The sequence below is a fragment of the Acinetobacter sp. SwsAc4 genome (assembly GCF_013391535.1).
Lineage (GTDB): Bacteria > Pseudomonadota > Gammaproteobacteria > Pseudomonadales > Moraxellaceae > Acinetobacter.
In genome coordinates, this window is record NZ_JACAXC010000020.1 from 1 (window position 1) to 12,645 (window position 12,645).

Annotated in this window: 12 protein-coding genes and 3 pseudogenes; 6 read left to right on the forward strand and 9 right to left on the reverse strand. The window is 38.3% G+C overall.

Translation table 11 applies throughout. The features are described from left to right. A pseudogene (locus HYG88_RS10290) lies at positions 1-126 on the reverse strand (IS4 family transposase); the annotation flags it as partial. Positions 127-213: 87 nt separating this feature from the next. On the opposite strand from HYG88_RS10290, the gene HYG88_RS10295 reads away from it, so the two are divergent. The 3 genes from HYG88_RS10295 to HYG88_RS10305 all read left to right on the forward strand — a co-directional run bounded on the left by HYG88_RS10295 (position 214) and on the right by HYG88_RS10305 (position 2,587). Then, complete coding sequence (locus HYG88_RS10295; protein ID WP_001055585.1) at positions 214-597, forward strand: transposase; 384 nt, start codon at positions 214-216, stop codon at positions 595-597. Beyond that, positions 594-929 (forward strand): IS66 family insertion sequence element accessory protein TnpB, encoded by a 336-nt coding sequence (gene tnpB, locus HYG88_RS10300; RefSeq protein ID WP_000618092.1) that lies wholly within the window; start codon positions 594-596, stop codon positions 927-929. The genes HYG88_RS10295 and tnpB overlap by 4 nt, the downstream gene beginning before the upstream one ends. 74 nt (positions 930-1,003) lie before the next feature. Then, positions 1,004-2,587, forward strand: coding sequence for an IS66-like element ISAba25 family transposase (locus HYG88_RS10305; protein ID WP_001094410.1), 1,584 nt, complete (start codon positions 1,004-1,006; stop codon positions 2,585-2,587). A 30-nt stretch (positions 2,588-2,617) separates the two neighbouring features. Here the strand turns inward: HYG88_RS10305 and HYG88_RS10310 are convergent. The 5 genes and pseudogenes from HYG88_RS10310 to HYG88_RS10330 form a co-directional block, all read right to left on the reverse strand. Beyond that, positions 2,618-2,851 (reverse strand): annotated as a pseudogene (locus tag HYG88_RS10310) (IS4 family transposase); the annotation flags it as partial. 68 nt (positions 2,852-2,919) lie between these two features. Beyond that, a pseudogene (locus tag HYG88_RS10315) lies at positions 2,920-3,132 on the reverse strand (hypothetical protein); the annotation flags it as partial. A 125-nt stretch (positions 3,133-3,257) separates the two neighbouring features. Further along, positions 3,258-5,087: a ferrous iron transporter B gene (locus HYG88_RS10320; RefSeq protein ID WP_005159438.1), complete on the reverse strand. Its 1,830-nt coding sequence runs from the start codon at positions 5,085-5,087 to the stop codon at positions 3,258-3,260. Then, a complete protein-coding gene (locus HYG88_RS10325; RefSeq protein ID WP_004722330.1) occupies positions 5,077-5,334 on the reverse strand; it encodes a FeoA family protein in 258 nt (85 codons plus the stop codon). Before HYG88_RS10325 ends, HYG88_RS10320 begins: the two co-directional genes overlap by 11 nt. Positions 5,335-5,344: 10 nt before the next feature. After that, entirely contained in the window at positions 5,345-6,625 is a 1,281-nt protein-coding gene (locus HYG88_RS10330) for a cation transporter (protein ID WP_005159434.1), read from the reverse strand. An 84-nt stretch (positions 6,626-6,709) separates the two neighbouring features. Here HYG88_RS10330 and cadR point away from each other — a divergent pair, with 84 nt between their 5' ends. Next, positions 6,710-7,114 (forward strand): Cd(II)/Pb(II)-responsive transcriptional regulator, encoded by a 405-nt coding sequence (gene cadR / locus HYG88_RS10335; protein WP_005144789.1) that lies wholly within the window; start codon positions 6,710-6,712, stop codon positions 7,112-7,114. Between the two features lie 49 nt (positions 7,115-7,163). On the opposite strand, the gene HYG88_RS10340 is transcribed toward cadR, so the two are convergent. The 3 genes from HYG88_RS10340 to HYG88_RS10350 all read right to left on the reverse strand — a co-directional run bounded on the left by HYG88_RS10340 (position 7,164) and on the right by HYG88_RS10350 (position 10,402). After that, the gene (locus HYG88_RS10340; RefSeq protein WP_005159431.1) at positions 7,164-8,057 is read right to left on the reverse strand and encodes a copper resistance protein B; all 894 of its coding nucleotides are present in this window, start codon (positions 8,055-8,057) and stop codon (positions 7,164-7,166) included. After that, positions 8,044-9,963: a copper resistance system multicopper oxidase gene (locus HYG88_RS10345; RefSeq protein WP_178883059.1), complete on the reverse strand. Its 1,920-nt coding sequence runs from the start codon at positions 9,961-9,963 to the stop codon at positions 8,044-8,046. Before HYG88_RS10345 ends, HYG88_RS10340 begins: the two co-directional genes overlap by 14 nt. An 88-nt stretch (positions 9,964-10,051) precedes the next feature. Continuing rightward, positions 10,052-10,402, reverse strand: coding sequence for a hypothetical protein (locus HYG88_RS10350; protein ID WP_002058521.1), 351 nt, complete (start codon positions 10,400-10,402; stop codon positions 10,052-10,054). A gap of 150 nt (positions 10,403-10,552) precedes the next feature. Here HYG88_RS10350 and HYG88_RS10355 point away from each other — a divergent pair, with 150 nt between their 5' ends. Both HYG88_RS10355 and HYG88_RS10360 read left to right on the forward strand, forming a co-directional pair. Continuing rightward, positions 10,553-11,236: a heavy metal response regulator transcription factor gene (locus HYG88_RS10355; protein WP_002058525.1), complete on the forward strand. Its 684-nt coding sequence runs from the start codon at positions 10,553-10,555 to the stop codon at positions 11,234-11,236. After that, positions 11,226-12,602, forward strand: a complete 1,377-nt coding sequence (locus tag HYG88_RS10360) for a heavy metal sensor histidine kinase (protein ID WP_005159416.1) — start codon at positions 11,226-11,228, stop codon at positions 12,600-12,602. The genes HYG88_RS10355 and HYG88_RS10360 overlap by 11 nt, the downstream gene beginning before the upstream one ends. The last annotated feature ends 43 nt before the right edge of the window (positions 12,603-12,645 follow it).

Here is a 12,645-nt window from a genome sequence, read left to right on the forward strand (position 1 = left end):
AGGTATCGCTATTCCACGATAGACGATGGCTAACATCAAGATATTGATATCTCGTTTTCCCCATTTCCAGTTGGTTCTATCCAAAGTTAATTGGACTTTATCGAATGAAAATATATTGAAAATTAACGTAAGCATCCGGCTAACACAGCCTTACCAAGCGATCCTATAAGCCTTAATTTAGTTCCCACCTAAAAACAAGTGGGGACTTAATCCATGAACATGGATATATATTCAGCAACACCTCCTGTTGCTAAAAAACGCCGAAAATACAGCAAAGAATTCAAACTCAGTATTGTCAATGCCTGCAAAAATCCTAATACCTCGATCGCTTCGGTCGCACTGCAACATAGTATTAATGCCAACCTTGTCAGTCGTTGGATCAGGATCTTCAGCCATCATGAGGGTGCCGTGCAGGATCCTACTCATGTGAATCCAGCATTTATTGCTTTGCCTTACACTGCTGCAATCAGCCAACCTATTGATGAGAGGATCACGTTGTGTATCACCGTGCCTCATACGAATAATGATATTCAGCTAAAATGGCAGACATCAGAAATACCTGCCTTGGCAGAATTACTCAAGGCACTTGCAACATGATCCGCATTGATGAAATCTGGTTGTCTACTCAGCCCATGGACATGCGTGCAGGTATGGATACGACCATGGCTCAGGTGGTGAGAGCCTTTGGCTACATCAAACCGCATTGTACTTACCTGTTCTGTAATAAACGTGGCCATCGCATGAAAGTGCTGGTACATGATGGATTGGGCATCTGGCTGTGTGCCCGGCGGCTGGAACAGGGCAAATTTCACTGGGCTCAAGTTCACCAAGGTGAAACCGTGGCCCTCAGCCCGGAACAGTTACAGGCATTAATCCAAGGTTTGCCCTGGCAGCGCATTGGACGACAGCAGGTGGTGACGATGCTTTAAACCAGGCTGTTCCATTCTGCTATTCTCCAAACGTTCTATTTCCTCTGCGTCATGACCTCAGGCATACTGCGGTCATGAATACGCTGCCTGACTTAAGCCAACTGACCCATGAACAACTGCTGGAATTCACCAGGCAGTTGGCGCTGCAGCATCAGTCTCTAGCACAATCAAACCAACAATTGGATGCCAAAGTTCAACATCTTTCTATTCTCAATCAAAAATACGAGCATGAACTGGCGCTGTTTAAAAAGCACAAATTCGCCCAAAGGAATGAACACTTAACGGCAAAACAAATCCATCTGTGGGATGAAGCGGTTGAAGAAGATATTGCCGCGGTTGATCTAGAACTGGAACGGCTAAATGCAGATAAAACCAATGCAGCGACACAGAAAGCCAAAACCAATAAACCTAAACGTCGACCACTGCCAGATCATCTACACACCATCCGTATTGAGCATGAACCTGCATCAACCCAATGTGCTTGTGGCTGCCAACTCCGTCGTATCGGCGAAGATGTCAGTGAAAAACTGCATTTCAGACCGGCACAGTTCTATAAGGAACAGCATGTGCGTGGTAAATGGGTCTGTGATCAGTGTGACACTCTGACTCAGCAAGCGATGCCCGCCTATGTGATTGATAAAGGCATTGCTTCACCTGAATTGCTCAGCCATGTGCTGGTATCGAAGTATGCCGATCATTTGCCGCTGTACCGTCAGCGCCTGATCTATCAGCGGGCTGGCATTGATCTGTCCAGATCCACTTTATCTGACTGGATAGGTCGCTGCGGTGTAGAACTGGAACCTCTGGCCAATGCCTTAAAAGAGGTGGTGCTGCAACAGCGGGTGCTGCATGCAGATGAAACACCGGTCACCATCATGCGGATGGGTGAGAATAATAAAAAACCGAAGAAAGGTTATGTCTGGGCCTATGCCACCACACAGTATAATCCAGTTCAGGCGGTGATCTATGACTTTCAGGATAGTCGTTCAGGCCAGCATGCTGAAGAGTTCTTGAAAGGCTGGCAGGGCTATCTAGTCTGTGATGATTACAGTGGTTATAAAGCACGTTTTAAATCAGGCCAGGTGATTGAGGTAGGGTGCATGGCCCATGCACGTCGTAAATTCCATGAACTGCATGTAACTGGGAAAAGTCAGGTTGCTGAACAGGCCTTAGTGCTGATTCAGAAACTGTATGCGATAGAAGCAGAACTCAGGAAAAAGACCGATGGTACAGCGGAAGACCGCCGCGAATACCGACAACAGCATAGTCAACCAGTGATGCAACAACTATATGAATGGCTCAACCAACATCATCTGACAGTGCCATCGAGTTCTCCCACCGCCAAGGCCATCAATTACACTCTGAAGCGTTGGCCAGCTTTAAGCCGCTATCTGGATGATGGCAATCTACCTATTTGCAATAATTGGGTCGAGAATCAGATGCGTCCCTGGGCGTTGGGGCGCAAGAACTGGCTGTTTGCAGGTTCGCTGCGCAGTGGTCAGCGAGCGGCAAACATCATGACGTTAATCCAGTCAGCAAAGCTGAATGGCTTGGATCCGTATGCCTATTTAAGTGATGTGCTGAAAAGGCTGCCGACACATAAAGTGACCCAGATTGAAGAGTTACTGCCACACTGCTGGAAACCTAAATCGAATTAAAATTGGTATGGGATTCAGCGGACGCTTACAAATTAACTGAGAAATTTGACGATAATCGAAGTACTGATCTGCAAAGAAGCGTTGTATACGTCGATAAAATGATTGTGGTAAGCACTTGATGGGTAAGGCTTTAGATGCAGAAGAAAGATTACATGTCTGTTTTACAATTAATGCAAGCATAATCAGTGTAAAACATTTTACACGTGACTTGTTCCACTTTAGATATTTGTTTAAGATGAGATGTAACTCATTGAAATGTGTCATCATATTCGTCGTCAGAAAACAAGTATTATGCCATTATTTCAATGAGTTGTCTTTTTTTGTCGTGTACAAAGTTGCTTCTTAATCTTTACCTCAGCTTTCATACAATCCATGTGCATAGCACTTGCTTTTTCATGATCTTCAGAATTCATCATTTGCATGGATTGTGTATCTTGAGATGACATTAAACATGGGCTATGTACAGATGCAGCAGCTGCTGCCGATCCTACAATTAGGATAGCAAAAGATAAAAACAGCGATAAGCATGTCCTTAACAAGTGCATAACATCAAGACCAAAATTTAACCTTTTTAGTTTTACAGATTATCCTGTAAATAACAATCCTATAATTAATTAAACTAATTCATTAAACAGCGGTTGTTGGTTTATATCAACAACCGCCTTCTAAATTAAAACCGACTTATAACTTGATAAGTTATAAAGGAAAATAAATAAGCCAATGAAAAGAGATATACAGCCATTACGACTGGTTGTTTCCAACTCCCTGTTTCTCTTCGAATGGTCGCTAGTGTTGCTAAACAATGCGGGGCAAAGATAAACCAAACTAACAATGACATACCTGTCGCTAGCCCCCATCCATCCGGACCAGATATTTGAGATAATAAAGTCTGGGTAACTGCATCTTCATCACCAGACATTGCATAGATCACCCCTAACGCAGCAATAATCACTTCACGAGCTGCCATGGCAGGAATCAAAGCAATACAAATTTCCCACGTAAATCCAATCGGAGCAAATATTGGATGGATTAGATGTCCTAACTGTCCAGCAATACTATAATTGATTGGTGGCATTGTTGGGTTATCAGGTGGTAATGGGAACGTTACCAAGAACCATAATAAAATAGAAAGTGCGACAATAATTCCACCAACTCTTTTTAAGAATATAGTCGCTCTATCATAAAGCCCCAAAGCTACATTTCGAACATCTGGAATACGGTATGTAGGTAATTCAAAAATGAAAATACTTTCAGTTTTATCTTTTCTTACTAATTTCAGGAATAAAGAAACCAATAAAGCGGATACGATTCCTGACATGTAAAGCCCGAACAGAACTAGACCTTGTAAACTGAGCCAACCATAAACCAACTTGTTTGGAATGAATGCAGCGATCAGCAAAGCATATACAGGTAATCGTGCAGAACACGTCATCAAAGGTGCAATCATAATCGTTGCCAAACGATCTCTTTCAGAACTGATACTCCGTGTTGCCATAATTCCTGGGATGGCACAGGCAAAGCTTGAAAGCAACGGAATAAATGAACGCCCACTTAAGCCTGCTTTAGACATCAGTTTATCCAACAAAAAGGCAGCTCTAGGTAAGTAACCTGATTCCTCTAAAACTAAAATAAAGAAAAATAAAATAAGAATTTGAGGCATATAGGCAAGCACACTACCTGCACCCGCAATCACACCGTCAACAATCAAACTTCTTAGAAGTTGGTGCGAAATTAAAGGTCCAACAGCCCCACTAAACCATGTAATCGAATTTTCAATAAATGCAATGAAGGGTTGTGCCCAAATGAAAACAGCCTGAAACATTACAAACATGGTAAAGGTCAATATTAATAATCCAAAAAATGGATGTAAGAATATTTTGTCTAAGAAAGCCGTTCGTTTATCACCATTATCATTCTTCAATATGACCTGTTTTGTAATATCTTTGATTTGGTCGAAATGATTTAGATCAGAATGATAAGGGGAAATAAACAAATTTTTTTGGTCTAACTGCGTTAATAAACCCTGAATCCCTTTTGTCTTTACAGCTATCGATTCAACAACAGGAATACCTAAGAGCTGAGATAATTTTGATGTGTCAATCGAGATACCACGTTTTCTAACCTCATCCATCATGTTAAGAACAAGTAACATTGGTCTGTTTAAAGCTCTGACTTCAAGTACAAGACTTAAATGAAGATGAAGATTCGTAGCATCCACAACACATACAAAAATATCAGGTATAACTTCACCTTTTAACTCGCCAAAACAGACTGCTCTAGTTACTTCTTCATCTAAACTACTTGGCTTTAAACTGTAAGTCCCAGGTAAATCCAGTACTCGTACAGTATCGCCAGAAGGTAATTTAAAAAAACCCTCTTTCCGTTCTACCGTTACCCCAGCATAATTAGCAACTTTTTGACGAGTCCCTGTGAGGGTGTTAAAAAGTGATGTTTTACCGCAATTGGGATTACCAACGAGTGCAATATTTTTAGTGTTCATTGGTAATCTCTACAAAAATTCGTTCTGCTTCATTTTTTCTTAATGCGAAACGTGAGGTTTCAATTTGAACCAATACGGGGTCACCACCAAAAAGCCCTTTTGCAAGTACTTGTAAGGATTCACCTACTCTAAAGCCCAGCAGTTCTAAACGCTCTAGAACAGGATCATTTTTATCTTGATACTGATCACCCTTTTTAAGATCAATGATTTTTACAATTTGGTCTTGCTTTACTTGAAATAAATTCATTGTCTGCACCTTATTTCAACGCCAAAATTTTTCTAGCGCCGTTAAGCACGAACAATGAAACGAGGATACCAATAATCAAATCAGGGTAAGCTGAGCTAGTCCATGTCACAAGTACACCGGCAAAAATGACTCCCATATTAACGATTACATCATTTGCGGTGAATATCCAACTTGCTTTCATATGGGCACCTCCATTTTTGTGGCCTGTCAATAAATAGAGACAGGCAACATTTGCAATAAGTGCACAGAAAGCAATAATAATCATTATGCTAGATTCAGGCTCACTACCTAGAATAAAGCGCCTAATCACATCAACAATAACAACAAGAGCTAATGACAATTGAATCCAACCAGCGAAATGAGCTGCTTTTACTTGGTACTTAGCTGCTTTTCCTACTACATAAAGTGCTATACCATAAACAGCAGCATCAGCAAACATATCAAGAGAGTCGGCAATAAGACCTGTAGATTCGGCGATAATGCCACTTATGAATTCAATAAAAAAAAGAACACCATTGATCGCTAATAATAATTTTAGTACTTTCGCCTGCTTAGTTGGATCAGGTGCTTCAGGCAATTCCCCCGTAGCTTTTACCGTTTCCACAAGCTTTGCACCAAAGCCAAGGGCTTCAAGTTTTGTGGTAATTTCATTAATCCCATTGGTATGGAAAACAACTAACTGTCTTTGCGCCAAATCAAAAGATAAACCTTTAACTTCATGCAAGGGAGAAAGTGCCATTCTTACCATTTGCTCTTCTGCCGAACAATCCATCTTCGGAATCAGAAAAGTACTAGCTTCTTGTGCTTGTTCTTTATTTTCATAAACTTCAGTTTTATTTAATTTTGCCCCAAATCCAAGAACTTCAAGTTTTGTAGTGATTTCATTACTTTCACCATTATGCAGAACTTTTAGGTTTCGGTTCGGCAAATCAAAAACCAAGCTCTTAACATCTATCAATGAAGATAAAGTCATCCGAACCATTTGTTCCTCTGCGGAACAATCCATTTTCGGGATGCTATAGTCACTGATGAAAGCCACTATACTTTCATTGCCACGAACTTGCTCTGGTAAATTTATAGTATCTGGGCCACAGCATGAATTCGACTGCTTACTACCGCAGGAATCTTTTTCATCAGGGGTAAGTTCTTGCTGTACCTCATTATCGCAACAAGAACTTTCGCTTTCTTCTGTAGCTAAATCTTTAATTTTACAAGAATCTGTTTTTGATTCATTTTGTTTTTGCTTAGTGTCTTCACAAGAACTTTCTTGATTACAACCGCAACCACTCATTGATGTGCCTATAGTCATATCTTCACGTATTGCATATTAAAATCCCTATAGCTACTATAGAGTCAATAGATCAGGTGACTTGAAATGAACTTAAAAATTGGTGAATTATCTCAGCTATCCGGTTGCCCTGTTGTTACAATACGGTTTTATGAAAAAGAAGCTTTATTACTAGCCCCTAATCGTTCGGAAGCTAATTATCGACTTTATAACAAAGACCACTTAGAGCGACTTCTATTTATTCTTAATTGCCGAACTTTGAATATGGGCTTGGACGAAATAAAAATTTTATTAGCATACAAAGACAAACCTTGTGGAAACTGTAGTTCTATTAACATCTTAGTTGATAAACATATTCATCAATTAGAGCAGAATATCCAAAAACAGATTCAGCTTAAGCAACAACTTTCTGATTTAAGAAGTAAATGCTCTGGTTTTTTGGAAATTAACTCTTGTAAAGTACTTGAAGGGTTATCCGTAAGTTTAAAATAATTAAGAATGAATAATGGAATATCACCATTATTCATTCTTAATAAAATATTTAGAAAACTAATTCAATGCCTGCCCCGTATAACCACCCCTTTTCAGAATCTGTAGCTTCTTGAAAAGTTGTTAATTTCTGCCCTTTTTCATATTGATAAGCTATATCAACAAATGGTCTGATACGTTTGGTAATCTCATAACGAGTTTTAATACCTGTCTTCAATTCTGACAATCCCGTCTTTGATGCAAAGTCAGAATTATCATTAAACACAACATCTGCTTCAATATATGGCTGAGTAATCAACTTTTGAGTGAGTAATAAATCACGGTCGAAATCAAAACTGGCTCCCCAAAAATTATTTTCACCACCATAAAGGTAAGCTTTTGTCTCAAAGAAATAAGGAGCAAGACCTAATAATCCAATAACACCATCAATGCGATTACTATTACGGTTATTTTTGTCCTCACTATACCTTACCCCAGCTTGAACATCCCAAAATGGTGCAACATTTCTACTGTAAAGAGCTGATACATCATAATTGGGATCATTACTCTCTGCTTTATTCAGATTGGCTTCAACAAACATTCGATTTTCATCTGTTCCAATCAATGTTTCGAAACTCGAACCTAAACTGCCTTTACCATCTTTATCAACTATCCACTCATTGGAAAATTTAGTTGTTTGGTAAATCTGCCCACCATGCTCGTTCAGATGTTTATCATGATTTTGGCTAAGAGTTAAAGTTTCAATTCCTTTGTCTTTTGAAGTTTTTTGAGCAACATTGCGTTCAACATAACCTAATCCGCCTGATTCTCTTAAAAGCACATTCATACTTGAAGTACTCTTATTTAGATTTTCAGTCGAATTATCATTCGCAAATGCCATACCTGCTAAACCAATTAAAGCAACTGATAAAAGTGTTTTTGAAAAAAGTTTTTTAGTGGTTTGCATGTTGATTCACTCCCTTATCATTTGCATGGGGTTGGGCAACGATACTTTTTGAATCAACATCATTGCTATCTACATTTGCCACAATGAGTTTGTTCATCATTCCAGCTGCCATGTGATATAACAAATGGCAGTGGATAGCCCATTCACCTAATTCATCAGCAGTAAGTAAAGTTGTAACTGTTTTCCCTGGTGGCACAATGATCGTGTGTTTATTTGGCATATTACTTGGATCTTGACCATTTTCAAGCTGCATAAACATACCGTGCAAGTGCATTGGGTGAGCCATCATACTGTCATTCACAAATTTCAAGCGTATACGTTCCCCATATTTCACTTTGAATGGTTCTGTTTCATTAAACTTCTTACCATTAATTGTCCAAATGTAGCGCTCCATATTCCCACCAAGACGGATTTCCATTTCACGTTCAGGGGCACGAGTATCTGGTTGAGGGTTTAAAGATTGTAAATCACTATACTGGAGTGCTTTTTGACCAACGGGTGTTGAAGCATTTGCCCATCCAAATACGGTATTATCATTCTTGTCTGAAGCCGACTTAACAGTAGCGCTATTCATCGGCATATCATGATCCATACCTTTCATAGAAGACATATCATGATCCATACCTTTCATAGAAGACATATCGTGATTCATGCCTTTCATAGAAGACATATCATGATTCATATCTTTCATAGAAGACATATCATGATCCATACCTTTCATAGAAGACATATCGTGATTCATGCCTTTCATAGAAGACATATCATGATTCATATCTTTCATAGAAGACATATCATGATCCATACCTTTCATAGATGACATATCATGATTCATTCCCATATCTTCCATAGTCAATAAAGAACGAGGACGAGGCTTAGGCATCTCAATTTGTTTGACTGCTGGGCTGCTTTCTTCATGTAATGTTCCCACTGAAAAACCGGTACGATCAATAGATTCAGCTTCAATTTGGTAATGTGCTTGTTTTGGTTCCACAATGACATCATAGGTTTCAGCAGTACCAATACGGAACTCATCTACAGGAACGGGCTTTACAGGTTGACCATCAGCACTGACTACAGTCATTTTTAGGTTTGGAATGCGTACATCAAAGAATGACATAGCGGAAGCATTAATAAAACGAAGGCGAACTTTTTCACCAGCTTTGAAGTTACCGGTCCAGTTTTGCTGAGGTGTTTTGCCATTCATTAAAAATGTATAACCAGTCACATCGGACATATCTGTTTTCAGCATTCGCATCTGATTCCACATAGAACGGTCTTGCCAAGTCGCTTTTAGCCCATCACGTTTAACTTGTTTTAATACATCGAATACTGTTTCGCGGCGGTTCTGATAGTAGTCTGCTTCTTTTTTAATATTTTTCATAATTTGATCACTTGTCGAATTATGAAAATCAGAAAGCAAAACAACGTAATCTTTATCGGTTTTTTCAGCAGCTGTTAGTGGAGTTTTATCTTTAGGATAAATAACAAAAGCACCATATAAACCGTCTTGTTCTTGTCCTTTACTATGTGAATGATACCAATAAGTACCATTTTGGCGGACTTTAAACTTATATTCATAAGTTTTATTAGGGGCAATGCCATGAAATTTGTTAAATCCAGGTACACCATCCATAATTCCAGGTAGTAATAAGCCATGCCAATGGATTGAAGAGTCCTGATTTTTTAACTTATTGTGAACACGGATAACGGCCTCATCACCTTCTTCAAATTCAAGAAGTGGTGCAACGAATTTACCATTTACAGTAATTCTCTCAACTGGTTTTCCTGTGATATTTACAGTTTGTTCAGCGATTGTTAAATCATATTCTTTAACTGCCGCCATTACCCAAGTTGATGAAAATAAACCAACTCCTATTAAAAGGACATGACTTAATTTTTTAGACATTTATTTCACCTATCTAATATAAAGATGGGGAGCTCAAGCAAACCAATTATTCGCTTTAATCTCCCCAATCTTTCATTTATCGTATTTGTTATTTATTTGATGTATTTGACATGTTCATCTTTGAGTGGTCCATGTTCATCATATTTGAATGATCCATATTACCCATTTTAGACTGATCCATATTCATCATCTTAGAGTGATCCATCTGAGACATATCAGCCATATTGCCATGCTCATGCTGACTATGATCCTGTTGGGTTTTCTCATCATTCTTCATATTACAAGGTTTTTGGCATTTCTCTGACATTTTTGAGTCCGCTTTAGTTTCAGTGACTACAGTGGTTCCCTGTTTAGCATCGGCTGCCCAAGACTGAGTTCCTGCAATTAAAGTTCCAATACACATAAGTGTAGTTAAGCTACGACGGAATAGAGTTTTCATGTTTTGCTCCAAAAATTAACTTTATACAAATACCTTAAAGGCTACCACCAAACATCTATATGACATGAAAATGACATTTTTGTAATCTACAAAGAATCACGTATTTATAACGTTATTATATTCTTAATGAGTGATATTGGATTTTTATCAATGAGAATCTTACTAGTTGAAGATGAACAAAAAACTGGTGACTACCTTAAACAAGGTCTATCTGAAGCTGGGTATATTACGGATTGGGTCACAGATGGATTATCAGGTAAACATCAAGCACTTTCCGAAGAATATGACCTCATCATTTTGGACGTTATGTTACCAAAATTAGATGGCTGGAATATCATTTATGATATTCGCAAAAGCGGAAAGACAATGCCTATTCTATTTCTTTCAGCGCGTGATCAAATTGAAGATCGAGTTAAGGGATTAGATTTGGGAGCTGATGACTACCTCGTAAAACCTTTTGCTTTTGCTGAGTTATTAGCACGCATTAAAAGCTTACTCCGACGGGGACAACAAAAAGAAGATAGTAACCTTATTACAATTGCTGATCTTGAACTTGATCTTCGTAAACGCCGCGTCACTCGCGCTGGGCAACGTATTGACTTAACAGCTAAAGAATTCGCGCTGATGGAATTATTTATGCGTAGACGTGGTGAAATTTTACCTCGCGCACTCATAGCTTCTCAAATTTGGGATATGAATTTTGATAGTGATACCAACGTCGTAGAAGTCGCTATTAAACGTTTGAGAAGTAAAATTGACAGTAACTTTAGCCCTAAGCTAATCCAGAACATACGGGGAATGGGTTATGTTCTAGAGGTTGAAGATGACTCGTAAATTGTTTAATGCAATCAGCTTTCGTATAGCTATTATTTTTTCTCTATCTACCGTAATCATTCTAATGATTATGGGACTAGTTATTCATCAACTCGTAATGCATCATTTCGAAGCTCAAGACCGAACTCAATTAGAAGGTAAAATTCAACTTATAGAGAATCTATTAGAACAGAATCCTTCTAATTCTCAAGAATTGAATTTATATTTAAAAGACGCCTTAGTTGGTCATCATGATCTAATTGTTCAAATTGAACGACCAACAGGTCAAATTATTTTTAGTTCAGCCCCTGCACTTATTAAAGCGCAGACATTAATTAAATCTAAACATACTCCTTGGTTAGAGTGGAAAATACAAAATAAAACTTATCGTGGATTAGCTTATAAAAAGTCTTTTAATAGAAATAGTAGCATTCCAACAGCTCAAATTATTGTTGGAATCGATACATCCGAGCATTTGCATTTCTTAAATGATTTTAGGCGCCAGTTATTATACATTGGCATTGTCGGTACTATCTGCTTAATGTTTTTAGGCTGGTTTGCTGCATGGCGAGGATTACGCCCAGTTCAAAAAATGGCAAAAGTGGCAGAAGGTATATCTGCTCAACATCTTTCTGAACGCTTAGAAGTCGAAAACACGCCAACAGAGCTTAGATCCTTAGCCATAGCTTTTAACGATATGTTAGATAGACTGGAATCTGCTGTAGAGAAATTATCAGACTTCTCATCTGATCTTGCTCATGAAATTCGCACACCTATTAATAATTTGATGACTCAAACCCAAGTATGTTTATCCCGTAGTAGAGATATCAATACTTATCAGGAAGTTCTCTTTTCTAACTTAGAAGAGTTTGAACGTTTAGCTCGGATGGTTTCAGATATGTTATTCCTTGCCAAAGCCGAACACGGTTTGCATTTACCAAACTTACAAAGAATTGATTTGGTCAAAGAAATTTCAGCTTTATTTGACTTTTATGATGCTATTGCTTCTGAAAAGAAAATGACTTTAGAACAAACTGGTCTAGGTTATGTAAATGGCGATCCTTCAATGTTACGTCGAGCACTCAGTAATCTATTATCAAATGCGATCAAATATGGAAAAACAGATTCAGTGATCAAAATCAATTGCCAACAAAGCTTTGATAAAACTGTTTTTACAATTGAGAATGAAAGCTCACCTTTATCATCAGACCAGCTAAATCGATTATTTGACCGTTTTTATAGAACAGATGCTTCCAGACAGCGAGTTGAGGAAGGTACTGGCTTAGGGCTAGCAATTACCAAATCCATTCTTGATGTACATGGCGCAACAATTAGAGCAGACTATCATAATGGCCGCATAACTTTTAAAATTATTTTTAAAAATTAATCACTTATATAAAAATAAACAACTACTGACTACTCATCTTTAA